Genomic DNA, 25,975 nt, shown 5'->3' on the forward strand with positions numbered 1-25,975 from the left:
TCCTTTAATAAGCACTCTCGGTGCTGACGCTCCTGGGATAATGGCGATAGATCCAGCCAAACACCACGGGCAGCACCAGCAAGGTAAGCAAGGTGGTAGTAACCATGCCACCCACAATCACCAATGCCAAGGGGCGCTGGGCTTGCGAGCCGATGGCCTGCGACAAGGCGGCGGGCAACAGGCCCAAGCCCGCCAGCATGGCGGTCATCAACACCGGGCGCAATCGCATGGAGGCTCCTTCAAGAATGGCCTGCTCCAGGTCGTGGTGCCCTTGATTATACAAACTCTTGATATAGGAGATGAGGATCACGCCATCCTGGATGGCAATACCGAACAAGGAGAGAAAGCCGATGCCAGCCGAGATGGAAAGCTCCTCGCCTGCGAGGTATAGCGCTGCAATGCCGCCAATGGTGGCGAATGGCACATTGAGCAAGACCAGGCTGGCATCCTTGGCGCTGCCGAATGCGGAATACAGCATGATGAAGATCGCCAATAAAGTGAGCGGCACGATAATGGCAAGCTTCTTGTGCGCCTCCTGCATCTGGTTGAACTGGCCATCCCATTGCATGCGGTAACCACGGGGCAAGTCGACATGCTCGACCACCCGCTTTTGCGCCTCGGCCGCGGCACTGCCCAGGTCGCGATCACGCACGCCGAACCGGATCGCGATAAAGCGGCGCCCTGATTCGCGATAGATAAAAAACGGCCCGTCGCTGAGCTCCACTTGCGCTACCATAGCCAAGGGAATGCGTTGCCCATCCGGCGTATCGACAAACAGGCGCTGAATCAAGTCCAGGCGGTTACGCTGCTCGGCAGGAAAGCGCAATGCCAGGTCGAAGCTACGCTCCCCTTCCAAAACCTTTCCAACCGGATTGCCGCCGATGGCGTTCACCACCAGCGCCTGGATATCGGCCACATTCAGGCCAAAGCGCGCGCTGGCCTCGCGATCCACGCGGATATTCATGGTAGGCTGCCCCAGCTCGCGGAAAATGCCGACATCGCTCATGCCCTCGATATCTCGCAATACGGCCTGCACCTCGAGGGCTTTCTCGTGCAGCACATCGAGGTCATCGCCAAATATCTTGACTGAGTTTTCTCCCTTCACGCCCGAAAGCGCCTCGGCCACGTTGTCCTGGATATATTGCGAGAAGTTATACTCAATGCCGGGAATCTGCTGCAGATAACCTTCTACCCTGCGCACCAGGTCGCTCCGCGTTACGCCTTGCGGCCATTGCTCCGGTTTCTTCAGGTAAACGCCGAACTCGACATTGAATACGCCCGTAGCATCGGTGCCATCATCGGGGCGGCCAATCTGCGCCACCACCGTCTTGACCTCCGGCTGCTTGCGCAAATAATCACGCACCTGAGTGGCAAAGTCAGAGGAGTAATGCAGGTCCACCGTATTCGGCAGGCTGATGCGTAACCAGAGGTTGTTTTCCTCCAGGGTCGGTAGAAAGCTGGTGCCCAACCGGCTGGCGCCAAAAAGGGCAATGGAAAACACCAGCAAGGCCGCCACGGCCACAAGCCCCGGATTGCGGAGCAGCCTTGCCAGGACTGGCTGGTAAAGCTTGATGAGGACATTGATCATGCCCGGACGGTGCGCAAGTTTGTCAGGCGTGAACAGGAAGGATGCCGCAGAGGGAATAAAGGTCAGGCTTAGTACCATGGAAGCCAGCAAAGCCAGCCCCATGGTATAGGCCATGGGATGGAAAATCTTGCCCTCCACGCCGCCCATGATGAACAGCGGCGCATAGGCCATGATGATAATCATGGTGGAGAAAATCATCGGGCGCTGTACTTCTGCCACTGCCGCGACGATGGTCTGGCGCAGGTTGCTTGTACCGCCTTCGAGGCGACGCATGATGTTTTCGATCACGATCACCGCGGCATCGACGATCAAGCCGAAATCAATCGCGCCAAGCGAGATCAGGTTGGCGGGAATCGCCAGCACCATGCCGGCGAACGAGACGCTGAGCGCGAGCGGAATCACCACTGCCACCGCAAGTGCCGCGCGCAAGCTCCCAAGGAAAACAAACAGGACGATCAACACCAAAGCCATGCCGAACAGCAGGGTGTGATGCACGGTGCCCATGGTCAGGTTCAGCAACTCCTGCCTGTCGTAAAACGGCTCCAGCGTAATGCCTTGCGGCAAAATGCCGCCACGGTTGATTTCCTCCACCTTGTCGTGGACGCGCTGCAGCATTTCCGATGCATTGCCCCCGCGCCGCATGAGTACAATGCCCTCCACGGCATCCGGGTCGTCGTTGTATTGCACTACCCCCAGCCGCGGGGCAAAGCCGAACTCCACGCGGGCAACATCACCCACCCTGACCGGGATGCCGCCACGCGAGACAATCACGATATTGCGGACATCCTGCAGAGTCTTGATCAAGCCGATACCGCGCACCACATATTGCTGCTCGCCCGCTCGTAAATTACCGCCGCCCGCATTGGCGTTGGCATTGCTCAAGGCCTCCACCAGCTCATTTAGCGAGATGTTGTATGACTGCAACTTGCGAATATCTGGCAGCACCTGATATTGCTTGGTCGGGCCGCCGAAGCCATTGATGTCGGCAATTCCCGGCACAGTCTTGAGCTGGCGGTAGATTTCCCAATCCTGGAAGGATTTCAACACCATGACATCATCGCCGCTGTCTGAAGCCACGCGGTAGCGCAGCACTTCCCCCAGGGCATCGGCATCAGGGCTCAGCTCGCTTTGCACGCCATCCGGCAATTCAGCCGTATCCAGGTGCAGCTGCACATTCTGCCGCGCGGTAAAGGAATCCGTGCCATCCTCGAATTGCAGCGTCACCACCGACAGGCCAAACAGGGAAACCGAGCGGAAGGTCTTGAGGTTGGGCAAGTTGGCAAGCGCGGTTTCCACCGGCACGGTGATCTGCCGCTCGACCTCGTTGGTGCCGCGGCCCTGCCACTGGGTAATCACCTGCACATTGAGCGGCGAGATATTGGGATACGGCTCGATGGGCAGCTTAGCAAAGCTGACATATCCCAGCACCAACAAGCCAACGGCAAGCCCGAGAATCAATATCCGGCGGCGCAATACTCCGGCAATGAAGGCACCGCTTGCCTGCATTACACCGCCCCTGACAGTTTCTGGTTGAGCAGTGTTGAGCCGCGCACAACGACTTTTTCATCGGCGGACAACCCCTCAGTGACGGCCACCAGGCCATCCCGGTATGGCTTGATGTTCACCTGGCGCTTACGGTAATGCCCATCCTGGGTTTCCACGATCAGGTAATCCACCTGCTGGGAGCGCACGATAGCATCGGCAGGTACAAGCAATGCCCGATAGCTGTCGGCATTCAGACTGGCAGTGGCAAAAAGGTCTGGGCGCAAATTGCCATCGTTCGTCACCAGGCAGCGTATGCGCAAGGTATTGGTTTCGGTATCCAAGGTAGGCGACAGCATGTCCACACGCGCACGGTAATGCTTGCCAGGCAAGGCCTGTACATCAAGCTGCAAGGATTGGCCCTGCCGGATGCGCTGGTAGTCCTGCTCGTAGACATTGCCAAAAAACCAGAGCGTGGAAGTATCCGCCAGCGACATGAAGCTATCGCCAAGGTTGATGAAAGCGCCGGGATCGAGATTGCGCTGCGTCACCACGCCACTGATAGGCGCGCGCAGCAAGAGATGCTCATTGACACGCCCGGTTTGCTCCAGTGCGGCAATATCCTGCTCAGAAGCGCCCATGACACGCATGCGCTCGCGCGCCGATTGCAAGGTCGATTCAGCATCCTCTGCCAACTCCTGCGTGGCACGGCTAGATTGCAGGGTACGCCAAGTATTGCGTGCGAGGAGCAATTCATTCTGGGCAGAGATGTATTCCGGGCTGTAGAGTGCCGCCAATGGCTGCCCATGGCGCACCTGCGCTCCCTCGAACACCAGGATACGGTCCAGCCTGCCGGCGATGCGCGCGGAAACCAGGTGGATTTTCTCGGCGTTGAATGCCAGCCTGCCCATCAGCGGGATGACGTCATCAATATCACGTTGCTCAGGCAAGGCACTGGCAACAAAATCAGGATCGACCTTGCCCGAAGTGGGAACTTCCTCCTCCGGAAAGGGCCGTCGTACAACCTCCGGCTGTAATGACGGATTCAATGCAATTGGCGCCAGCCAGGCGCCTAATCCAGCACCCAGCACAAATATCAGGGGCAACAGGAGTTTTTTCATGGCGTATCCATTCCCAGCCCCATCGCTGCATCAAGCGCGGCCTTGGCCTGTTGTAATGCGCTATCCACCCACGCGGCTGAAAGCTCGGTATCGCGCAGGTTTTGCTGGGCAAGCAGCAAGCCATTGAAATCCCCGGCATTGTTGGCATAGCTGTTCAATGCCAGGCGGTAGGCAGCCTGGGCCTCCGGCAAGCGGCGCTGTTGCAACAATTCCTTTTCTTTCAGCACTTGCTGTATCTGGCTGTAGGCATTGGCAATTTCCAGTTGTACCTGGCGCCAGGCAAGCTCGGCACCTGCCTGGGCAGAAATGACGCCCGCATTGGCCTCGCTAACACCAGCCTTTTCACGCTCGAAAAACCAGGTCGGCAGGATCAGGTCCACCTCCACGCCATACTCATTCCCAGCCAGGCCATAGGGAGGGTGATTGCTGTTCTTGGTCAGGATGACCTGCATGTCGGGGTAATAGGCTTTTTTCGCCAGGTCCAGGTTTTTCCGTGCAGCCTGGATACGATAGGCGGAATTGCGCAGGTTGGGATGCTGGCCCTGCGACGCATGGATCAACTCAGTCAACGGACGCAGGTTCAATGCTTCCAGAGGCTCGACCGCCACTGTCAACGCTTGGGTAGGATTGCGGCCAATCAGCGTATTCAGCCCTTGCTGGGTTTGCTCGATCTGGCGCTGGGTCTGGTAGACATCGTTTTCGGCACTGCCCTGTGCGACCTGGGCATTCATGTAATCGACAAAGGCCGCAGCGTTATTGGCATAGCGCACCTTGGCAACCTGCTTGACCTGATTGAGGCGCTCCAGGGTATTGCGGTTGATCTCGGCTTGCTGTTGCAGGGCGAGCAACTGGTAATACTGCCGCTTCAACTCCGCCAGCAAATCAACATAAAGCCCATCAATCTGCGCCCCTGCACTGCCCGCCTCCGCTTCGAGGATATCGGCAGCCAGCCGCTTCTTACCAGGGAAAGACATGGTTTGCGTCAGACGGTAGCTCATCCCCTGGGAACGATTGATATTGGCAGGGTTACTAGGCACAGGCGCCTGCTCCATGCCTATCATCGGTTGATCCCATGCCAAGGCCTGTGGAATGCGCGCCTCGATCTGCTGGCGCTCCTGCTCGGCCTGAATAAACTGCGCATTGCGCGCACGCAGTTCCTGCGCAAGCTGGCGCAAGGTCAGGGTCTCAGGCTCTGCAGCCCCCGTCGAAGATATGACCAAGCCCATAATTGGCAGCAAGGCCGTACATAGCAAATCGTTCCATCTTTTTCGCATGATGGCGGGATTCTATGCACGCGGTCCATACATCAACCTTAAGCCTGGCTGACAACAGTCTGACAGTCCCTGTACTTACTGTAATTTAATTCCAGGCTCACCCATAAGCTCAATCAATACCTAAGGAGAAATCCTGGATTTACGATCAGTTTGCCGGGTAGCTTGCTTCAACCGTCCATTGGTCGCGGGTTTGAGAGTGCAACTGCCAGAATTGCTCGCCAATATCCTGGGCTTCCTTCGAGCCAGGATTCACAAACGTTGCAACCGTCACGGTCGCCACATGAACGCCTTGCTCCTTGAAGGACTCAAATATCCCGAGCGCCAATGTCCTGATACCTGCCTTGCCAATGCTCAAGGACAAGTAGTCGGGGCTGGGATAAAGCGCAAATCCACCACCCGTCAGCAAGATGGTGCCATTCTTGGAGGCTATCATTTTGGGAGCGACAGCGCGCACTGCAGCTAACGCGCCTCCAATATTGACTGCCAGGTCACTGACAAAAGTGTCGTTCGGCTGGCTGGAGATTGTAGCCTGACGCAGATTGGCGGCGTTGTAGTGCAACACGTCGATCGCGCCATACTGGCTTTCTATTTCAGCCACCAATGCCGCCACCTGGGCTGCGTCGGTCGCATCTACGGTCCTGGCCTCGGCCTGGAAACCCTTGGCTTTCAATTGATCAACCAAGGCCTGAGTGTTGCCGGCATTCCGGTTGGCCAGGATGATCTGGAAACCTTCACGCGCAAAACGCTCGGCAGTGGCAATGCCAATGCCTGGGCCGGAGCCAATTCCAAGAAATGTTTTCATAGGGTTGTTTACCTCAATAAGAATTTGAATCGAATGATAGCTATCCCATCGACATTGCCCACGAAAAATTGGGATAACACTGGTTGGTGAGTGACAGTTATTCTGGCGGTTACGAGAGTGGTGATAAATAGCGTAATATTAAAAAGATTGTTTACTGAAAGTGTGAAATGGATCGTTTTATGAGCATGCAGGTGTACGCCTCGGTAGTGGAGCTTGGAAGCTTTACGGCTGCCGCCAACGTGTTCAGGATTTCCCCTGCCATGGTGACCAAGCATATCAACGAGATTGAAAGAAGGTTGGATGCGACCCTGATCAAGCGCACTACCAGGCGCTTGCAAGTGACTGAGGTAGGAAAGGACTATTACGAGAGCTGCAAGCAAATCCTCAAGCAGGTCGAGGCGGCTGAAGCGGGAGCGACGATAGTCAGTGGCAGGCCCAAGGGGTTGCTCAAGGTCACGGCATCCCTTTGGTTTGGGTCCTTGATGCTCTCACCGATTATTTGCGATTACCTCATGGCCTATCCAGAGGTCAGCATCGAACTGTCTCTCTCTGACCGTTTTGTTGACATCATTGATGAAGGGTTCGATGTCGCCGTTCGGATTGGTGAACTGGCAGATTCTTCCTATATTGCCCGTCAACTTTCCACATTCGAGCTGGCCATATGCGCATCGCCAGCTTACTTAGACAAACATGGAATTCCAACGAAGCCAGAACACTTACGCGATCACCATTGCCTCGGGTTCACTAATTGGCGCAACCATAGTGGCTGGAAAGTGGTTGAGAAATCAATTAACCGTCACAGCAGCAACCACTCCCGATTTGCTTCCAACAATGGACAAGCATTAAGAGAAGCAGCATTAAAAGGAATTGGCATCATCATGATGAGCAAAGTATTACTTGAAGCAGACCTTAGCAATGGCACATTGGTAGAGGTGCTGAAAGACTTCACTCCCCCGCCCAAGCCCGTACACGCTGTTTATCCCAAGGAGAGGCAAGCGACACCCAAATTAACATCATTTATAGATTATTTAATTCATAGGCTTGGTTAAGCATTTATTCAGCCGCAACATCGCGCCGCATGAAATCCTGCAAGCGCTGGTGCTGTTTTCCTGATGCATCAAAATTATCCGGCGACAGCCATTGCCGATAAACCTGTGCCAATCCGGGCCATTCGCTGTCAATGATGGAAAACCATGCCGTATCCCGATTGCGCCCCTTGTAGACGACGGCCTGGCGGAATATCCCCTCGAACGTGAACCCCAGGCGCAATGCTGCTGCCTTTGAAGGCGCATTCAGGCTGTCGCACTTCCATTCATAACGCCGATAACCCAAGGTTTCAAAAGCATATTGCATGAGCAGGAACTGCGCCTCGGTGGCCGCGGTGGATTTCTGCAACAAAGGCGAATACACCACAAAGCCGACTTCCACAGAACCAACAGCCGGACTGATGCGCATCAAGGCCAGGGTGCCCAGCGCTTTTCCGCTCAGTGGATCGACAATCGCGTAATGCTGTGGATCAACAGAGGATTTCAATGATGCAACATACGCCTGGCAATCCCCGGGATTATCCGGCCTATCTAGGGGAATATAGGTCCAATCCCTGGCATCAGGCGCCTGATGGTATGCGGCAAACAGGCTTTCCGCGTGCCTGTCATCAATCGGCTCCAGCCAGCAGTAGCGGCCTTTAAGAATCGTATGCGGCGGGAATGGCCGAGGTTGCCAATCAGGCAGGCTGCGACCAACAGGCTGGCCGTACTTATTCACATCCTGGCTCATGGCATTGTCACCACTGGCTCAACCATTGCTTGATCACCCGTTCCAGCCTGGGAGCCAATTGCGGTGCAAAAGCCTGCCCCTGTTTGCGCAGTTCTGGAATGGAGAATCCACCCAGCTCCCCCACGTGCCCGACATACCAGCGCTCCAACCCTGCCGCCGTTACCTCGATGTGGAATTGCAGGGCAAGCCCGTGCTTGCCGTAGGCAAACGCCTGATTGGCATAGAGGGATGAGGAGGCCAGCCTGACTGCACCTTCAGGCAGGTCAAACGTGTCGCCATGCCAATGCAGCACCGAATGGTCCTCTCCAATCGGCGCCAATACGGATTGCCGGCCCTCCGCAGTGAGGCTTAACGGGCTCCAGCCAATTTCCTTGCCCGCCTCGCCTGCATAGACCTTCGCCCCGAGCGAATGCGCCATGATCTGAGCGCCCAGGCAAATCCCGAGGGTTGGCTGTCCACGCCTAAGGCGCTCGCCGGTCAAGTCGATCACGGGCTGAAGGAAAGGATAGTCGTCGGTCTGGTAAACGCCGATCGGCCCGCCCAGCACCACCAGCAAGTCTGCATCGCGCGCTTGCTTCAAGTCCGTGCCGGTGGCATTGGGCGTATCGATATACTGGGTTTGATAGCTAGCCTGCTCAAGCAATGGCGCAATGCCATCGAGATCCTCGAAGGCAATATGGCGCAGCGTAACAGCGGTTTTCATGACATGTTCTCCTTATTATTGGTCAGTCTATGGGTGCACCATTTAACAGTAAATACGCCATGTACGGTAGTGATTGCAGATGAAAAGCCTGATCAGCCAGCCGCGCGAAATGTCAGGTTTATCCGCGCATTGCCAGCCGTGCAATGCTGCCCTGCCTTAAGCGGCAATATGCCGTGGTAGCGCAACCGGGCCGGGCCGCCCCACACGACGACATCGCCATGATGAAGCTCCGTACGCAGCACCGGATCTGTGCGCTTCAATCCGCCAAACAGGAAAGTTGCAGGCAAACCCAACGACACCGAGACGATAGGCTGGGAAAAATCACGCTCATCCTTGTCCTGGTGCAAGCTGAGCTTGGCCCCTGCTTCGTAACGGTTGATCAGGCAGGCATCGGGCCTAAACCGGTCGAATCCGGCCTTGGCAGCGGCTGATTCTGCAAGGGTGATAAAAGATGGCGGCATGGGTGGCCAAGGCTGGCCGGATAAAGGATCTTCCACAGCATAACGATACCCGGCATGGTCGGAAACCCAGCCCAGCCTTCCACAATTACTCATGGCGACTGACATGGTCAAGCCGCCCGGCGTTTGCATGTGGCGCCAGGGCGCGGCACTCAATACCTGTTGCAAATCCTGCCAGAGCTGGCTGGCACAATCCCCTGCAAAATCACGCAGGATGAATGCGCCCGGCTGCAATGTAATGAGCGCTTGTTCCATGTGGCCGAAAAGATCGTGATTCATGTCGTGGTTGATTGCGAGCTAAGGTGAAAGGTAAAACGTGAGTTATTCGGATTCCTTATCCAGCAGTGCCCGCTTGCGTTGCAGCCCCCACCGGTATCCAGCCAGCTGACCATCGGAGCGCAACACGCGATGGCATGGAATCGCTACTGCCAACTTGTTGGCTGCACAGGCACTCGCCACTGCACGTATGGCATTGGGCGCTCCCAGTTGCTGCGCCAGCTCCGAATAGCTGACGGTCTGCCCAGGAGGAATAGCGCGCAACAATTGCCATACGCGTTGCTGGAAGGCAGTACCTTGGATATCCAATGGCAATTCCACTGCCTGGGTTGGATTAACGACCAGCTCTACAACCTTGGCAAGCAATTGCTCGAATCCGGAATTGCCCCACACTAACTCGGCATGCGGAAAAATGCTGCGTAATTCGGTCAACAGCGTATCAGCATTGTCCCCCAAGAGGATGGCACTGATACCTTTATCAGTAGCAGCAACCAGCATCTGTCCCAAAGCGCACTCGGCCATGCCATACTCGATGCGCTTGTGCATGCCGCCTTTTTTGTAGCTCGTCGGCGTCATGCCGAGCGATCCTTCTGCCTGCACGTAGAAACGACCAGGCGTGTTGAAGCCGGCATCATAAATAGCATCTGTCACATTCGTCCCTTGTTGCAAACCGGTTTTTACCCTGCGTAGCCGGATCGCAGTGGCATACTGTTTTGGCGTAACGCCAGTCATGGCCCTAAACACGCGATGAAAGTGGAATTGGCTTATTCCAAGCTTTGCCGCCAATTGCGGCAACTGGATGTCGGGATTTTTCTCCATCAGCTTGCAGGCCTCCATGATCAACCCCATATGAGGCGCCTGCGGCAAAATCTGGTCTGGCTTGCAACGCTTGCAAGGCCTGAAACCGGCTTGCGCTGCCGCAAGGGCACTGGGGTAAAAACTGACATGCTCCGGCTTGGGCTTGCGCGCCGGACAGGAAGGCCGGCAATAGATGCCGGTGCTATGCACGGCGTAATAGAACTGTCCATCCAGGCTGGCATCGCGATGCGATACTGCCTGCCAGCGCGGGTCATTCTCAATCGCAGACCTGGTTTGCTCCTTGCCCTCCTGCATGTCATCCTCCTTAGCTTTATCCTTAGAGCCTGTTCACCATCTTTTCATGGGGTGCGCATGGCTTCAAAACACGTCCGGTCAAGGCGCAGTCCGCAGGTAATGCTCATTGCCTTGCCAAGGGCTGCAACGCGGAGCGGGCGCGTTTTGGGGCCATGCCCTTCGGGTTATCCCGGCAGCGCAGCCGCTGCTGCGTTGCAAATCCTCGCCGGGCAATAAGCCCGTCTGCGGTTTGCGCCTTGCATCACCTACCCTGCCGGGACAACGTACCCGATGAAAAGATGGTGAACAGGCTCTTACAATATATCGGCTAGTCTAGCAAAGCGGTTGTACGATTGGCTTCGCGTTTCTTGCTGTTGAATTTATATTGTCAGCCGGCTTTCAAATCGCGGTATGCTGCGGATTTTCAATACAAACCATCCATATGCACACACCCTCGCCTGCGAGCATGTTTCTTGCCGCCATTGATCACGACTGGGCAAGACTGGTGAATACCATAGGCCCATGCCCAGACCCGGCACCAGCATCGCAAACCCCATATGAAGCCTTGATCCGGGCAGTGGCTTACCAGCAATTGCATGGCAAGGCCGCAGCAGCCATCCTCGGCAGGCTGCTGACCCTGCACGAGGAAAACTTCCCATCTCCTGAAGCATTGCTGGCAACTGATGTCGCAGCCCTGCGTGCCTGTGGGTTTTCCGCGAGAAAGATCAATTGCATCCACGGGCTTGCACAGGCATCGCTAGCCGGGAAAATCCCCGGTCATGCAGCAGCGCACGCCATGGATGATGAAGCGCTGATCTCACAACTTGTAGAGCTGCCGGGCATCGGGCGCTGGACCGTCGAGATGCTGCTCATGCATACCCTGGGACGCCCCGACATCCTGCCGGTCGATGACTTTGGCGTGCGCGAGGGCTACCGCCGCCTGAAAGGACTCAGCACCGCCCCCGCGCCACGTAGCCTGCGGGAGATCGGTTTGGCGTGGAGCCCTTACCGTAGCAGTGCTGCCTGGTATCTCTGGCGGGTGCCTAAGAGCGGCTAACAAAACTCTCCTGGCGTTGTTACCCTGCCTTGCCGTACCACTTGTACTGTCCGCGGCAGAGTGCCTAGCCAGGATCGCTCGCTTTAAAACTATTCAGCCAAGAAAATTACAAGTGGCGCTTGGCCGAATTGACGCTAGGCACTTGTCGCAACAAGGCAAGCAGGCGCGCCAGTTGGTCCAGATCGACAATCTCGATTGAGAAACTCATCTTGGCCTGGTTGTTGCGGCTTTGGGTCTTGACCTGAGTGACATTCACCCGCTCGCGCGCAAACAGGTCGCTGATGTCACGCAACAGGCCTTGGCGGTCATAGGCCTCGATCGCAATATCCACTGCAGCAAGTTTTTCCTGACGATTGCCCCATTGCGTTGCCAGCAGGCGATCGTGCTTTTCCTCGGGCAACCGATGGATAAAGGGGCAAGCCTGACGGTGTATCGTCACCCCGCGGCCCCGCGTCACATAGCCCACAATCGGGTCCGGAGGTGCAGGCTTGCAGCATTTCGCCATATAGGTCATCAGGTTGCCCACGCCCTCGACCAATACCCCTGATGAATCGACATTGCTGCCAGACTTGAGCAGGAAGGGAGCATTCTGCTCCTGCTTGACCGGCAACTCGCTTTGCACGGCCTGGGTGATCTGGTGCTCGCCAATCTCCCCGCGCCCAATCGCAGCGAGCAGCTCATCCAGCTTGGGAAAATGCAGCCTCTGCGCGATCTTCTCGAGATTGATGTCCACCGCGCCCAGGCGATGCAGCTCCTTATCCAGCCGGGTGCGCCCCTGGGCAACATTTTCCTCGAAATTCTGATAACGGAACCAATGCCGCACCTTGGCACGTGCGCGGGCGCTTTGCAGGTAGCCCAGGTTCGGGTTCAGCCAATCCCTGCTGGGCGCCCCCTGCTTGGCAGCCATGATCTCCACGCGCTGGCCGTTTTGCAGCTTGTAGTTGAGCGGCACGATGCTGCCATCCACCTTGGCGCCGCGGGTACGGTGCCCAAGGTCGGTATGCAGGATATAGGCAAAATCCACCGGGGTCGCGCCACGCGGCAGGTCAACCACCTTGCCTTGAGGCGTCAGCACATAGACCTTGTCCTGGAACAGTTCATTCTTGAATTGGCCGATCGCACCGCCATCGTCGGACACATCCTGCTTCCACTCCAAGATCTGCCGCAACCAAACAATCTTCTCATCAAACTTACTGTCAGCCTTGCCGCCCTCTTTGTACCGCCAATGTGCCGCGACACCCAGCTCAGAGTTGTAATGCATTTCGTGCGTACGTATCTGTACCTCAAGCGGCAGGTTGCGGGGCCCAATGACCACAGTATGCAAAGAGCGGTAGTTATTGCTCTTGGGACGCGCGATATAGTCATCGAACTCCTTGGGGATAGGCTGCCAAAGATTATGAATCAAGCCGAGGACGGCATAGCAATCCTTAATGTCATCCACCAGGATGCGCACGGCCCGCACATCATATAACTCGCTGAAGGAAAGCTGTTTGCGCCGCATCTTGTTGACGATGCTGTAGATATGCTTGGGGCGGCCCATCATCTCGGCCTTGATCCCCGCCGCCTGCAATTGCTCCCGCAGCAGCTCCAGCACCTCGTTGATGTACTGCTCGCGCCCGACTCGCTTCTCGGCAAGCAGCTTGGCTACTTCCTTATAAAGCTTGGGCTCCAGGAAGCGCAGGGATAAATCCTCCAGCTCCCACTTGATATGCCAGATCCCCAGGCGGTTGGCCAGAGGCGCAAAAATCGTTTTTGCCTCATGGGCAACCCGCTGCTGCTCCGACCCAGGCGCACCGGCAAGGCTACGGAGTGTCTCCACACGGTCGGCCAGCTTGATCAGGACGACACGAATATCCTCGACCATGCCGAGCAGCATTTTGCGCAAGCTCTCTACCTGGGCCTGCTGCGCTTCCCCTTCCTTCTTGCGGTCCTTGGTATGATTGATATCCGGACGGCTGAAGCCCTGAATCTGCTCCATACGCGCAATGCCTTCGACCAGTGCGACGATCTGCGCATCAAACTCAGCCTGCAGCTTTTCTTTCCACTCAGGCAGATATTCCGGGCAGGCGTGCAGAATCGTAGCGGCAATCGTCTCGGCATCCATGCCCATGCCCGCAAGAATGGAGGCAACCCCCAATACATGATGCAGCACAGGGACTGTCGTCACCTCATGGCGCTCTGCGTAACAAGGCGCGACAAAATCGGCACTCTTGCGAATGAGCGCTACTTCATCGGGAGTGAATTGCTTGTCCAGTGACGCAAGCCATGACTCGATATCGAGTGCTCCTTGCTCGCTGGCTTGGGAAAGAAGATCAGGAACAAAAACCATGTATCATATTATGTCATCAAAACGGTTTTTCTCAAGCGTTGCCCAATCGGCCTGAAAGCCGCATCCAGCCTTGCTGAAAATATAACCAGGGCAAGCTTGCGGTGATAGGACAAGTACTTAAGCTTCCTATCCTGATACCACCCACAAATTTATCCACAGAATATGTGAATGAATCGCCAAGAATTCAAGATTAGGGCACTTTCTGATCTTGGCATGGTCTACCAATCTCGCAACTCCCAATAAATCAATAATCTATATGAGGAAAGCTAACATGATGAAACGTACTCTCGCCACGCTGACCATGATCGGTGCCTTTTCTGCACAGGCCTATGCTGCTGAAGACGTATCCAAGCTTAATCCCCAGCCAGGTCAGTGGAGCACGGTCATTGCCATCTTCGACCATTTGGAAAATCACTACCTGCTGAAAACCTCGGTGCACGACGACATTGAATCCTGTTCCGCTCGTTTGCAAAATACAGCCGAACAGATCAAGAAAGCGAACAACGTCGTTTTCACTGCACCGCGCAATACCAAGGTAAGCTTTGAAAAGGAAGAAGGCGTGGAGAACGAAGCCAAGGTGCTGGAAATCCGCTGTGTATTGGAACCATTCCGTCCAGAACGGGTTTAAGTAAGCCTCATTCTTCAAGCAACACTCGAATGGCGCCTTCAACGGCGCCATTTTCATGTACGACCGTTGTTTATTCCTACATGGGTTTCAGATAGCGGCGGAATGCACAATTCACACCCGACGCCTAAAATGGTTCATTCGAAACCTTGCTGATAATCGCCATGTCTAAAATCATCATATTAGTGATTGTTGCCGTCCTTGTTCTCATTCTCGGTTATTGGGTAGTGGAGATAATAGAATTGGCGCCCCCGCCTGGTTCGACGTAGCGCCTTATCAAGACAACATCTCTAGGGTAAAGTAACGGAATAGTCACTTTCCGGGATACGGCCATGCTGCCACAAGCATCTACAAGCATCATCACCCTGATGGCACTCCTCAGCTTGAATGGCTGCGCCAACGCAGCCAAGATCGACGAGAAAGTCCCCTACCCCCAGGCAGAGGCAGGCTATACACGCCATGTCATCCACCTTTCTCCGCTGAAAGAAGAAGAAGAAGCAACCAAGCTGGAACTGCAAGTCGGCAAAACCCTGACAGTGGACTGCAACCGTCATAGCTTCGGTGCAAAGCTGGCTGAGCATACCGTGCAAGGCTGGGGCTACCCATATTATCGAGTAGATCATGTGACCGGCCCCATCTCCACCCGCATGGCATGTCCGCCGGGGAGTGAAAAACCCCGTTTTGTCGCGGCGAATGGCGATGGCTTCCTGCTACGCTATAACAGCAAACTACCGGTTGTCGTTTATCTTCCCGATGGTTTTGAATTGAGATATCGCACCTGGCAGGCAGCGCTCGAATTCCAAACAGCCGCACCGGAATAATCCTGGCTCCCAATCCACCTGAAACATCCCAGACTGTAACAATCTGTTACCGTTCGGCGACAGTTGTAACAAATTATTTCAGCCGACAGCAATTCCCTCCTGACAAGCATGGAAATTATCCTTATATGGTGTGGGCCTAATTGGTTTAATCGTATAAAATGTAAGGTTGATAGGGGAGCCAGCCAAAATAACGGATTGGTTATTAGGAGCAGAATTTTCGCTCCTCCCCTGGTCTAGGTTGTTGGCGTATGGCAATTTTTTCACGCTGGCAATTGATGACCGGCCTGAAGTGTCGCCTATGGGAGACAGTTCAAGTGTCGGTGGTCTATCCGCCGACTATGGGCAACCCTTGGTCAGTAAGCAACAATACTGCCCGGGGATGTATGGCATGTGGTTTTACAAGTCCTTTACATTGTTGAGATGCTGAAATGATAAAAAAGCGATATCCCAGACTTTTCAGTCTATTGTCCTCTCTAGGTGTCACGTTGTTGCTAAGCGGTTGCGATTTTGTGCTGCTGGATCCCAAAGGTCAGATAGGAGTTGAAGAACGATCTCTTATCATCACCGCGATATTACTGATGCTGATTGTCGTAGTTCCGGTCATCATAATGACTGTCGTATTTGCCTGGCGCTACCGCGCTTCCAACACCAAAGCCACCTACACTCCGGACTGGTCACACTCCAACAAGATTGAAGCTGTCGTCTGGACCGTTCCCGTCCTCATCATTCTGGTACTCGGCACCATCACCTGGAAAACCACACACTCCCTGGATCCCCGCCGACCGATTGAATCTGATCACCCGCCGCTCACGGTTCAGGTAGTCTCGCTGGACTGGAAATGGGTCTTCATCTACCCGGAACAAGGCATTGCCACCGTCAACGAACTGGCTTTCCCGGTCAACGTCCCGGTACGTTTTGAAGTCACTTCCGGTTCGGTCATGAACTCCTTCTTCATTCCGCAACTGGGTAGCCAGATCTACGCCATGGCCGGCATGAAGAACACCTTGCACCTGATTGCCGATGAGCCGGGCGTTTACCATGGGTTATCCGCCAACTATAGCGGCCACGGCTTCTCCGGCATGAAATTCAACGCCAATGTGATCTCGCAAGAAAAATTCGACGAATGGGTACAGCAAGTCAAACAATCCAATGCCACACTGGATGCCGACAAGTACGCCACTCTGGAAAAGGCTTCCTTCAACAATCCGATTGAGCGTTTCTCCAATGTAACGCCTGATTTCTATGACGGTATTGTCGCGAAGTACACACATTCTTCTGGTTCGCATGCGCACCCACACTCGGAGGGCAAGGAGTAAAAATGTTTGGCAAATTAACCCTGGACGCGGTTCCCTATCACGAACCGATTATTATGATCACGCTGGCTATCGTCAGCGTGCTGGGGCTTGGCATTGCTGTTGCCCTGACCCGCTTCAATAAATGGAAATGGCTCTGGTCCGAGTGGCTGACTTCGGTTGACCACAAAAAGATCGGTATCATGTATATCCTGGTCGCATTCATCATGCTGTTGCGCGGCTTTGCCGATGCCATCATGATGCGCGGCCAGTTGGCCGTTGCCTCCTCCGGCGCTGAAGGCTTCCTGCCTCCTCACCACTACGACCAGATCTTCACCGCCCACGGCGTGATCATGATTTTCTTCATGGCCATGCCGTTCATGGTCGGTCTCATGAATATCGTCGTGCCTTTGCAAATCGGCGCCCGTGATGTTGCCTACCCTTTCCTCAACTCATTGAGCTTCTGGCTGTTCGTTGTCGGCGTTGCCCTCATCAACATCTCACTCGGAGTTGGTGAATTCGCGCAAACCGGCTGGCTGGCATATCCCCCGCTCTCCGGTATTGAATACAGTCCTGGGGTAGGCGTTGACTACTGGATATGGAGCTTGCAGATTTCAGGCCTGGGAACCTTGCTCACCGGGGTCAACTTCTTCGTCACCATCATGAAGATGCGTGCCCCTGGCATGACACTCATGAAGATGCCTGTGTTCACCTGGACTGCACTGTGCACCAACATCCTGATCCTCGCTGCCTTCCCTGTGCTGACAGCGACCATTGCATTGTTGACGCTGGATCGCTACCTGGGCACCCACTTCTTCACCAACGAGCTTGGTGGCAACCAGATGATGTATGTCAACCTCATCTGGATCTGGGGCCACCCTGAGGTATACATCCTGATCCTGCCAGCTTTCGGCATCTTCTCTGAAGTGGTCGCCACATTCACCAAGAAGAAGCTGTTTGGCTACACGTCATTGGTCTGGGCAACTGCGGTGATCACCATCCTGTCGTTCATCGTCTGGCTGCATCACTTCTTCACCATGGGTGCAGGTGCCAATGTCAATGCGTTCTTCGGCATTGCGACGATGATTATCTCCATCCCGACCGGCGTGAAGATCTTCAATTGGCTGTTCACGATGTACCGTGGCCGTATCGAGTTCTCCACCCCGATCATCTGGACCGTGGGGTTCCTGATCACGTTCACGATCGGTGGCATGACCGGCGTCTTGCTGGCGGTGCCTGGTGCAGACTTCGTACTGCATAACAGCCTGTTCCTGATCGCCCACTTCCACAACGTGATTATCGGCGGTGTCGTGTTCGGCTATCTGGCTGGTTTCGTCTACTGGTTCCCCAAGGCATTCGGCTTCAAGCTGAACGAAAAGCTGGGCCGCATCGCTGCCTACCTGTGGATCAGCGGTTTCTTCCTGGCCTTCATCCCGCTGTACATGCTGGGCTTCATGGGCATGACACGCCGCCTGAATAACTATGACAATCCTGCCTGGACACCGCTACTGTACGTGGCCCTGTTTGGCGCCTTCGTTATTGGTGCCGCGATCCTGGTCCAGTTGCTCCAGCTTTATGTCAGTGTCCGTGACCGCAAGCAGAACCTGGACCTGACTGGTGACCCATGGGGTGGCCGCACACTGGAATGGTCCACTTCTTCCCCGCCGCCGTTCTACAACTTTGCCAAAGTACCAGTCGTGAAGGAGCTTGATGCATGGTGGGATATGAAGCAGGACGGTAGCGCCGACAAGGTGCCGGCCAAGTACGAGAAGATCCATATGCCAAGAAATGCGTCCGAAGGCGTGATCATCAGCGCATTCAGCCTGGTGTTCGGTTTTGCCTTCATCTGGCACATCTGGTGGCTGGTGATCGCAAGTACCATAGGCATGCTGCTGACCGTCATCGCACGTAGCTATAACCAGGATATCGACTACTACGTGCCTGCTGAAGAAGTCACAGCAATTGAAAACAAGCACATTCAAGTAAAACAAGCGAGTCAGGCGTAACCATGTCTAGTCAAACTTTGAAAACACAACACGCGCATGCCGATGAGCATGAGCACCATCACGACGCAGAGTCCACCAAGGTATTCGGGTTCTGGATTTACCTGATGACGGACTTGATATTGTTCGCGACCCTGTTCGCGACCTACGCAGTCCTCAGCACCAGCTTTGCCGGCGGCCCAACCGGCAAGGATATCTTCGAGCTGGATTATGTGTTGGGTGAAACCTTCCTGTTGCTGTTCAGTAGTATTACCTATGGCTTTGCCATGATTGCCCAGCACAAGGGCGACAAGCAGGCTGTGCTCAGGTGGCTGGGCATCACCTTCCTGTTCGGCCTTGGCTTCATCGTGATGGAAATCAACGAGTTCCATCACCTGATCCATGAGGGTTTTGGTCCTGACCGCAGCGCATTCCTGTCTGCGTTCTTCACCCTGGTCGGTACTCACGGTTTGCACGTGACTTGCGGCCTGATCTGGATGGCAGTGTTGATGGCACAAATCTCGACCAAAGGCCTGACCACCACCAACAATACTCGCCTGATGTGCCTGAGCCTGTTCTGGCACTTCCTGGATATTGTCTGGATCTGCGTATTTACTGTTGTTTATCTGATGGGAGTGCTGTAAATGTCACACGGGCACGTTGAGCGCGCTGGCGCAGGCCACGGCAGCGTCAAGTCTTACCTGATCGGCTTTGTTCTTTCTGTGATCCTGACGGTCATCCCGTTCGGGCTGCTGATGTTCCCGAACGAGCTGGCCTCATCCACCATACTGGCGACCATCCTGGTCTTTGCTGTGGTACAGATCGTGGTGCACCTTGTGTACTTCCTGCACATGAACACCTCCTCTGAGCAGAGCTGGAACGTCACTGCCTTCATCTTCACCGTGCTGATCCTCGCGATCGTGGTGGTGGGTTCGCTGTGGGTCATGTTCCACCTGAACCACAATATGATGAGGCACTAAAAGCCAGAGTGATGAAGCAATATCTACTCATCACCAAGCCAGGCATCATCTTCGGCAACCTGATTTCGGTTGCCGGAGGTTTCTTCCTGGCATCCCGGGGCGACATTGATTTCGCCCTGCTTCTGGCAACCGCCATCGGTATCTCGCTGGTGATCGCCTCCGGCTGTGTGCTCAATAACTACATCGACCGCGACATCGACAGCAAGATGGAGCGCACGCGCAACCGTGTGATGGTACGTGGCCTGATCCCGGCCCGGAATGCTGTCATTTATGGCTGTGCGTTGGGGATTGTCGGCATCACCCTGCTTTATGCCACCACCAATATGCTCACGGTCTGGCTGTCATTGTTCGGTTTTGCGATTTATGTCGGGGCCTACAGCCTTTACCTTAAGCGCAATTCGGTCTACGGCACGCTGATCGGCAGCCTTTCCGGCGCTGCACCGCCGGTTATCGGCTACTGCGCAGTCAGCAACGAGTTCGACATGGGTGCGGTGATCCTACTGGTGATCTTCAGCCTGTGGCAGATGCCGCACTCCTATGCCATCGCCATCTTCCGGCTCAAAGACTACACGGCTGCTGCAATCCCGGTGTTACCGGTAAAGAAAGGCATCCTGGCGACCAAGAAGCACATCGTGCTGTATATCGTCGCTTTCGTGATTGCCACCATCATGCTCACGTTGAGCGGCTATACCGGCAACCATTACCTCATCGTAGCGGGCGTTATCAGCATCTACTGGCTGGGTTTGGCGCTGGCTGGCTACAAGACCAACAATGACCAGATATGGGCAAGAAAACTGTTCATGTTTTCGATTGTGACCATTACCGCCCTGAGCGTCATGATGTCCATCGACTTTAAGGAGCCGCGTGAGGATGGCGTCTGGGTAGCAGCTCATACGCTTTCGGCGATACAGCAACACATCACAATAGATTAAGCTAACGCTGCCGACCACAAAAAAGCCGTTGCATGCAACGGCTTTTTATTTGTTTGTTTCCTTGCTTACGCATACTGCTGCATCGATTCTCCTACTATGGCACGCGCAGTCTCTACTTCTTCTTCCGTAGTGGCATTCGCCACCAAGACAGCATGGCCTTTCTCCACTGCATTCGCAAGCAATTCCGAGTAACGTCGGTCCTGGTTGGAAATCCCTTTACCTGCTCCGATAAAGCCGCCAATCGCCGCTCCCCATCCCACCATGAATAAAGGAGCCACCAGCGGGCTGGCCACAAACAAGCTTACATTGGCTGCCACAATGGCTATTTGTCCAAGGGCGCCAACCCCAGCTCCTATTGCCGTACCGATTGCACCATCCACCACAACGTTCTTCAGCGAAGCCTTATCATCCTCATCCTGTTCGATGTGTTCAGTGCGTCCAATCGCAATTTGTACCTGATCCTTGCTAAAGCCGCGGTCAATTAACGTTTGAGCTACCTTCTGGGCATCATCCACAGTTGGGTAAATCCCGGTCACACTATCCAGATAATCCGCCATTGTTCTTCCTTTTCTAGATCAATATTGCAGTCAGTTAGCGTGGGCTCACGGCCCCGCGGTTGATTTGCTCTGCATCCGGATCTATTGCAGGAGCCTTTTCCTTAAACTTTTCTTGGGATGGCGTCTTTTTGTCAATATCAGGACGCACAGGGCGCTCACGTCTATCTTTAGCCGGATTAGGACTCTTGGTAGTAGGCGGAGGCTGGACTTCAGGTTCTCGCTGGATAGGGGCAATCGGGTTATCCAGCTCAAGTTCGGCGCTATAGGCTTGGCAATTTGCGGCAGCCAACAGGCTACCCAGCATTATCGTGGTAAATTTACGCATGGCATCCTCCAGTGATTGAATTTGGGCGTGCCCAATGCTTAACTTGCTCTTAGCATAACGACTAACAAGCCCCTCTCCTATCAGCATATTCTGAAACGCCCGTCAGACAGGACTGACCCTTATCCATGACACAGGCACGTTCCGCAAGCGCCAACAGCCAGACACAGACCATACTGCTGGTGATCGCGATTATCCTGATCGGCATCAACCTGCGGCCGGCTTTTTCCAGCGTCTCGCCATTGCTGGCGGAAATCCGTAGTTCACTTGGCTTAAGCGCCGCCGCTGCTGGCATGCTGACTACACTGCCAGTGGCTTGCCTGGGTCTGTTTGCACCGTTCGCTCCATGGCTTGCCAGACATTATGGTGCGGAGAGATCAATCATACCGTTACTGCTGCTGTTGGCTGCAGGCATTGCTTTGCGTGGAATATGGAGCACTACCGATCTCTTTATTGGTACCGGAATCGCCGGCATATGTATTGGATTGCTGGGTATATTGTTGCCAGGCATTATCAAACGCGAGTTCCCTAAACATCCGGACCTGATGACGGGGGTATACACCATGGCTTTGTGCCTGGGTACCGCACTGGCAGCAGGGCTTGCCGTACCATTATTTGAAATCTCGCAGAGCCTGCCGCTAGCACTCGCCGCCTGGGCATTGCCGGTATTGCTGGCAGCCTTGTTCTGGTGGCCATTCCGCAAACTTGGTGATATTTCTGCAATCACACACGGCGCTAACAGCCTGCAACTATTGCGCGACTCCCTGGCCTGGCAGGTCACATTATTCATGGGATTGCAGAGTGCGCTGGCCTACTGCGTATTCGGCTGGCTGCCTAGCATATTGCAGGATCGTGGCATCACTGCCGTGCAGTCAGGCATTTTTCTTTCTGGTTCGATCATGGTGCAGGTCGTCTCCGCATTGTTGATCCCATGGCTTTCGTCATTCATGCGCGACCAGAAACTGATCAATGGGCTCATGCTGGTATTGATTTATATCGGCCTGATGGGCGCGATATACGCATCCCCGGACCAGATGTGGATATGGATGATGGTATTGGGATTCGGGCAAGGGGGCGGTTTTGCCATGGCATTGGCCATGATTGTGCTGCGCACGCGCAACCCGCTGCAGGCAGCTCAACTTTCCGCCATGTCACAAGGACTAGGTTATACCTTGGCTTCGCTCGGACCCTTTTTAATGGGCGTCATTCATGAAGCTAGCGGTGATTGGCAGAGCATTGGCTGGCTGCTCACGGCCATCACGGTCGCGGGGATTTATCACGGTAGCAAGGCCGGCGCCAAACGCTATGTGCTGGAGTAAGCAACAAAAAGGGAAGCCAAGCTTCCCTTTTTGGATTTAACTGCTTTCAGTTTCAATTGCTAACGCTGGCGCGCCTTGAAGCGCGGATTGCTCTTGCAGATAATAAACACCTTGCCGTGACGGCGCACAACCTTGCAGTCGCGATGGCGCGTCTTGGCAGATTTAAGTGAAGTCAGGATTTTCATGGATACTCCTCATTCAGGACATGCCGGATTATCCACGCTTTCGGGCAATATTGCAACATTGTTGCAATATTGCCTATCCACCTACCCCAACTGGTAATGCTTGCGTAGTGCCTGCTTGACGTTCCAGGTGCAAGACAACCCTGCCGGGAAAGTGACCAGGTCACCTTTGCCAAAACTGACAGGATCCTCGCCGCCATCGGGCGTGACAGTAACTTCTCCCTCGAGAATATAGGCAACTTCCTGCTCACCAAAACTCCATGGAAATACCGACACTTCCTTGGACCAGGTGGGCCAACGAGAGACACCCAACTCATTCAGACGCTCCGTATTCGGATTATGTTCAACCTTGATTGCACTCATATTGCTCTCCTATTGAATATCGACATGCCGGTGACCTCAATAGTTTAACGGTTGCCGCCAGCAACTGTCAGGGGCGGCTCCTGCATCAGCGCCACTTGCTCACGCAATTCAAGGATGCGATCCTGCCAGTATTGCTGGGTATTGAACCAGGTAAATGTCATCGGAAACGCCGGATCGTCCCAGCGCTTGGCCAGCCAGGCAGAATAATGAATCAGGCGCAAAGTGCGTAAGGCTTCTATCAGATGCAACTCTGCCGGGTTGAAATCATAAAAGCACTCATAGCCCTCGAGCAACTCGGCAAACTGCAGGCTCATTTCCGCTTGGGAACCCGAAAGCAGCATCCATAAATCCTGGATGGCCGGCCCCATCCTGCTGTCATCAAAATCCACAAAGTGCGGACCATCGTCAGTCCACAATAAATTGCTTAAATGACAATCGCCATGCAAACGCAGGCTTGCCACCTTCCCAGCCCGTTCGTAGCATGCCCGGACTCCCACCAAGGCCTGCTCCACGACGCTGCGATACGCCGGAACAAGGTCAGCAGGAATGAATTGATGTTCAAGCAGCCAGTTGACAGGTTCCTCGCCAAAACTCGCTATATCGATCGCGGGACGATATTGAAAAGACTTCTGGGCGCCTATGGCATGGATACGGCCAAGGAAGCGCCCTATCCACTCGAGGCGCCCCTCCCGGTCCAGCTCAGGAACGCGGCCGCCACGGCGGGGAAAGACCGCAAAATGAAAGTCCTGGTATTGCTGTAATGTCCGCCCATCCAATAGCAGCGGCGCCACGACTGGTATTTCCGCCTCTGCCAGGGTCAATGAAAACGCATGCTCTTCCAGTATCTGGTCTTCACTCCACCGTCCTGGACGATAAAACTTGACGATCACCGGTGTCTGTTCCTCCACACCAACCTGGTAAACACGGTTCTCATAACTGTTCAGTGCCAGCAAGCGACCATCCCCCAGAATATTGACGCTACTCATGGCATCGAGAATCAGGTCAGGGGTCAGGATGGAAAACGGTGTGGCAGTGATCGACATGGAGCTCTTCGGTGGAATAAAAATGAATGTAGATTTAACAGTATCTCTTTGCAATGCAGGATGGAGAGTATCACGAAGGTGCGTGAATCAACATGATGTCTATCATGTGAATACCACTCACCTGTATCGCTTTATATTTCATATTCTGCACCTTAATGGGGCGATTGAATTATTTTGGTGCATTTTTATCTTCGATAAGAGAAAATGCACTACTTTTGATCATGCTCATGGAGATAAGAGGGAATGAAGTATCAATCGGCACATGATTTCCTAGCCGTTGTCGCGCAAAAAAATCCCGGTCAGCCGGAATTCCTGCAGGCAGTCACTGAAGTAGTAGAAAGCCTGTGGCCATTCATCAGCCAGAATGCACGTTATGCCGAGCATGGCGTATTGGACCGCCTGGTTGAACCGGAACGCGCCATATTGTTCCGCGTCTCCTGGGTTGATGACAGGGATGAAGTACAAGTCAACCGTGGTTACCGCATCCAACATAACGGCGCTATCGGCCCGTACAAGGGCGGCTTGCGTTTTCATCCATCCGTTAATTTGTCTATCCTTAAATTCCTGGCGTTTGAACAAACCTTCAAAAATGCACTGACTACATTGCCCATGGGCGGCGGTAAGGGCGGTTCTGACTTTGATCCCAAGGGCAAGAGCAATGGCGAAATCATGCGTTTCTGCCAGGCATTTGTCAGCGAGCTATTCCGCCACGTAGGTTCCGACACGGACGTACCAGCGGGCGATATCGGCGTTGGTGCGCGTGAAATCGGTTACATGACCGGCATGATCAAGAAACTCACCAACCGTGCAGACTGTGTGCTGACAGGCAAAGGCTTGAGCTACGGTGGCTCGCTGATCCGCCCCGAAGCTACTGGCTACGGCACCGTGTATTTTGCAGAAGAGATGCTGCGCCATAGCGGCCGCACCATTGCGGGGCTGCGCGTAGCCGTGTCCGGCTCCGGCAATGTAGCGCAGTATGCCATTGAAAAAGCCCTGGCATTAGGGGCCAAGGTCATTACGGCATCCGATTCCAGCGGTACTGTTATCGATGAAGTCGGCTTCACGCCGGAAAAACTGCAGGTGCTCATGCAGGTAAAGAATGTAGAGTACGGCCGTATCAAGGACTATGCGGAACGCGTTGGTGCGCGTTTTGTGGCTGGGGCTACCCCATGGAGCGTGATCGCGGATGTTGCCCTGCCCTGCGCGACCCAGAATGAACTGACCAAGGACGATGCCGCCACACTGATCGCCAATGGTGTGCTTTGTGTTGCCGAAGGCGCCAATATGCCGTGTACTGCTGAAGCAATGAAGCTGTTCGATGAACATCGCATTCTCTATGCGCCAGGCAAGGCCACCAATGCGGGCGGCGTTGCCACCTCCGGTCTGGAAATGACCCAGAACGCCATGCGTTTGTCATGGACGCGTGAAGAAGTGGATGCGCGCCTGTTCGATATCATGAAGGGCATTCATGATGCATGCGTGCAATATGGCACGCGCGAAGATGGCACCGTGAACTATGTGGATGGCGCCAATATCGCCGGCTTCGTCAAGGTGGCCGATGCCATGCTGGCGCAAGGCGTGGTTTAACTCACCATCCTA

Annotated in this window: 25 protein-coding genes; 11 read left to right on the plus strand and 14 right to left on the minus strand. The window is 54.6% G+C overall.

Annotation, left to right across the window (positions count from 1 at the left end; genetic code table 11):
* Nucleotides 1–4: 4 nt before the first annotated feature.
* The 4 genes from LG198_RS04185 to LG198_RS04200 form a co-directional block, all read right to left on the minus strand.
* A complete protein-coding gene (locus LG198_RS04185) occupies nucleotides 5–3,094 on the minus strand; it encodes an efflux RND transporter permease subunit (protein WP_230341896.1) in 3,090 nt (1,029 codons plus the stop codon).
* Nucleotides 3,094–4,191 carry an efflux RND transporter periplasmic adaptor subunit gene (locus LG198_RS04190; protein WP_230341897.1) on the minus strand — a complete coding sequence of 366 codons (1,098 nt, stop codon included), beginning with the start codon at nucleotides 4,189–4,191 and terminating at the stop codon, nucleotides 3,094–3,096. The genes LG198_RS04185 and LG198_RS04190 overlap by 1 nt, the downstream gene beginning before the upstream one ends.
* Nucleotides 4,188–5,465, minus strand: a complete 1,278-nt coding sequence (locus LG198_RS04195) for a TolC family protein (protein ID WP_230341898.1) — start codon at nucleotides 5,463–5,465, stop codon at nucleotides 4,188–4,190. The genes LG198_RS04190 and LG198_RS04195 overlap by 4 nt, the downstream gene beginning before the upstream one ends.
* Before the next feature lie 145 nt (nucleotides 5,466–5,610).
* Nucleotides 5,611–6,267: an SDR family NAD(P)-dependent oxidoreductase gene (locus LG198_RS04200; protein WP_230341899.1), complete on the minus strand. Its 657-nt coding sequence runs from the start codon at nucleotides 6,265–6,267 to the stop codon at nucleotides 5,611–5,613.
* 167 nt (nucleotides 6,268–6,434) lie between these two features.
* Between LG198_RS04200 and LG198_RS04205 the strand changes: the two genes are divergently transcribed.
* Nucleotides 6,435–7,316, plus strand: a complete 882-nt coding sequence (locus tag LG198_RS04205; RefSeq protein WP_230341900.1) for a LysR family transcriptional regulator — start codon at nucleotides 6,435–6,437, stop codon at nucleotides 7,314–7,316.
* Nucleotides 7,317–7,320: 4 nt separating this feature from the next.
* Here the strand turns inward: LG198_RS04205 and LG198_RS04210 are convergent, their stop codons facing one another.
* From LG198_RS04210 to ada, 4 genes are all read right to left on the minus strand, one after another.
* Nucleotides 7,321–8,043, minus strand: coding sequence for a GNAT family N-acetyltransferase (locus LG198_RS04210; protein WP_230341901.1), 723 nt, complete (start codon nucleotides 8,041–8,043; stop codon nucleotides 7,321–7,323).
* 7 nt (nucleotides 8,044–8,050) lie between these two features.
* Nucleotides 8,051–8,746, minus strand: coding sequence for a glutamine amidotransferase (locus LG198_RS04215; protein ID WP_230341902.1), 696 nt, complete (start codon nucleotides 8,744–8,746; stop codon nucleotides 8,051–8,053).
* A gap of 92 nt (nucleotides 8,747–8,838) precedes the next feature.
* Nucleotides 8,839–9,483 (minus strand): DNA oxidative demethylase AlkB, encoded by a 645-nt coding sequence (alkB, locus tag LG198_RS04220; RefSeq protein WP_230341903.1) that lies wholly within the window; start codon nucleotides 9,481–9,483, stop codon nucleotides 8,839–8,841.
* A 42-nt stretch (nucleotides 9,484–9,525) separates the two neighbouring features.
* On the minus strand, nucleotides 9,526–10,593 hold the full coding sequence (gene ada / locus LG198_RS04225) for a bifunctional DNA-binding transcriptional regulator/O6-methylguanine-DNA methyltransferase Ada (RefSeq protein ID WP_230341904.1): 1,068 nt from the start codon (nucleotides 10,591–10,593) through the stop codon (nucleotides 9,526–9,528).
* Nucleotides 10,594–11,014: 421 nt separating this feature from the next.
* Here ada and LG198_RS04230 point away from each other — a divergent pair, with 421 nt between their 5' ends.
* Nucleotides 11,015–11,629, plus strand: coding sequence for a DNA-3-methyladenine glycosylase family protein (locus LG198_RS04230; RefSeq protein ID WP_230341905.1), 615 nt, complete (start codon nucleotides 11,015–11,017; stop codon nucleotides 11,627–11,629).
* 106 nt (nucleotides 11,630–11,735) lie between these two features.
* Here LG198_RS04230 and LG198_RS04235 read toward each other — a convergent pair whose 3' ends face one another.
* On the minus strand, nucleotides 11,736–13,958 hold the full coding sequence (locus LG198_RS04235) for a RelA/SpoT family protein (RefSeq protein WP_230341906.1): 2,223 nt from the start codon (nucleotides 13,956–13,958) through the stop codon (nucleotides 11,736–11,738).
* A 271-nt stretch (nucleotides 13,959–14,229) separates the two neighbouring features.
* On the opposite strand from LG198_RS04235, the gene LG198_RS04240 reads away from it, so the two are divergent.
* The 7 genes from LG198_RS04240 (at nucleotide 14,230) to cyoE (ending at nucleotide 20,590) form a co-directional block, all read left to right on the plus strand.
* On the plus strand, nucleotides 14,230–14,586 hold the full coding sequence (locus tag LG198_RS04240) for a hypothetical protein (RefSeq protein WP_230341907.1): 357 nt from the start codon (nucleotides 14,230–14,232) through the stop codon (nucleotides 14,584–14,586).
* A gap of 329 nt (nucleotides 14,587–14,915) precedes the next feature.
* On the plus strand, nucleotides 14,916–15,404 hold the full coding sequence (eco, locus tag LG198_RS04245; RefSeq protein ID WP_230341908.1) for a serine protease inhibitor ecotin: 489 nt from the start codon (nucleotides 14,916–14,918) through the stop codon (nucleotides 15,402–15,404).
* Between the two features lie 428 nt (nucleotides 15,405–15,832).
* On the plus strand, nucleotides 15,833–16,720 hold the full coding sequence (gene cyoA, locus LG198_RS04250; RefSeq protein ID WP_230341909.1) for a ubiquinol oxidase subunit II: 888 nt from the start codon (nucleotides 15,833–15,835) through the stop codon (nucleotides 16,718–16,720).
* Nucleotides 16,721–16,722: 2 nt separating this feature from the next.
* On the plus strand, nucleotides 16,723–18,702 hold the full coding sequence (cyoB, locus tag LG198_RS04255) for a cytochrome o ubiquinol oxidase subunit I (protein WP_230341910.1): 1,980 nt from the start codon (nucleotides 16,723–16,725) through the stop codon (nucleotides 18,700–18,702).
* Between the two features lie 2 nt (nucleotides 18,703–18,704).
* Nucleotides 18,705–19,322, plus strand: coding sequence for a cytochrome o ubiquinol oxidase subunit III (locus LG198_RS04260; RefSeq protein ID WP_230341911.1), 618 nt, complete (start codon nucleotides 18,705–18,707; stop codon nucleotides 19,320–19,322).
* A complete protein-coding gene (locus tag LG198_RS04265; RefSeq protein ID WP_230341912.1) occupies nucleotides 19,323–19,658 on the plus strand; it encodes a cytochrome o ubiquinol oxidase subunit IV in 336 nt (111 codons plus the stop codon).
* Between the two features lie 11 nt (nucleotides 19,659–19,669).
* On the plus strand, nucleotides 19,670–20,590 hold the full coding sequence (gene cyoE, locus LG198_RS04270) for a heme o synthase (RefSeq protein ID WP_230341913.1): 921 nt from the start codon (nucleotides 19,670–19,672) through the stop codon (nucleotides 20,588–20,590).
* A gap of 65 nt (nucleotides 20,591–20,655) precedes the next feature.
* On the opposite strand, the gene LG198_RS04275 is transcribed toward cyoE, so the two are convergent.
* Both LG198_RS04275 and LG198_RS04280 read right to left on the minus strand, forming a co-directional pair.
* Nucleotides 20,656–21,147: a hypothetical protein gene (locus LG198_RS04275; protein ID WP_230341914.1), complete on the minus strand. Its 492-nt coding sequence runs from the start codon at nucleotides 21,145–21,147 to the stop codon at nucleotides 20,656–20,658.
* A gap of 34 nt (nucleotides 21,148–21,181) precedes the next feature.
* Nucleotides 21,182–21,472, minus strand: a complete 291-nt coding sequence (locus tag LG198_RS04280; protein ID WP_230341915.1) for a hypothetical protein — start codon at nucleotides 21,470–21,472, stop codon at nucleotides 21,182–21,184.
* A gap of 125 nt (nucleotides 21,473–21,597) precedes the next feature.
* Here LG198_RS04280 and LG198_RS04285 point away from each other — a divergent pair, with 125 nt between their 5' ends.
* Nucleotides 21,598–22,788, plus strand: coding sequence for a CynX/NimT family MFS transporter (locus LG198_RS04285; RefSeq protein ID WP_230341916.1), 1,191 nt, complete (start codon nucleotides 21,598–21,600; stop codon nucleotides 22,786–22,788).
* A 59-nt stretch (nucleotides 22,789–22,847) separates the two neighbouring features.
* On the opposite strand, the gene ykgO is transcribed toward LG198_RS04285, so the two are convergent.
* From ykgO to LG198_RS04300, 3 genes are all read right to left on the minus strand, one after another.
* A complete protein-coding gene (gene ykgO / locus LG198_RS04290) occupies nucleotides 22,848–22,973 on the minus strand; it encodes a type B 50S ribosomal protein L36 (RefSeq protein WP_230341917.1) in 126 nt (41 codons plus the stop codon).
* Between the two features lie 81 nt (nucleotides 22,974–23,054).
* Nucleotides 23,055–23,333: a cupin domain-containing protein gene (locus LG198_RS04295; RefSeq protein ID WP_230341918.1), complete on the minus strand. Its 279-nt coding sequence runs from the start codon at nucleotides 23,331–23,333 to the stop codon at nucleotides 23,055–23,057.
* 44 nt (nucleotides 23,334–23,377) lie between these two features.
* Complete coding sequence (locus LG198_RS04300) at nucleotides 23,378–24,376, minus strand: serine/threonine protein kinase (RefSeq protein ID WP_230341919.1); 999 nt, start codon at nucleotides 24,374–24,376, stop codon at nucleotides 23,378–23,380.
* Between the two features lie 243 nt (nucleotides 24,377–24,619).
* Between LG198_RS04300 and gdhA the strand changes: the two genes are divergently transcribed.
* Nucleotides 24,620–25,963 (plus strand): NADP-specific glutamate dehydrogenase, encoded by a 1,344-nt coding sequence (gdhA, locus tag LG198_RS04305; RefSeq protein WP_230341920.1) that lies wholly within the window; start codon nucleotides 24,620–24,622, stop codon nucleotides 25,961–25,963.
* The last annotated feature ends 12 nt before the right edge of the window (nucleotides 25,964–25,975 follow it).

Source organism: Methylobacillus arboreus, assembly GCF_020532725.1.
GTDB lineage: Bacteria > Pseudomonadota > Gammaproteobacteria > Burkholderiales > Methylophilaceae > Methylobacillus > Methylobacillus arboreus.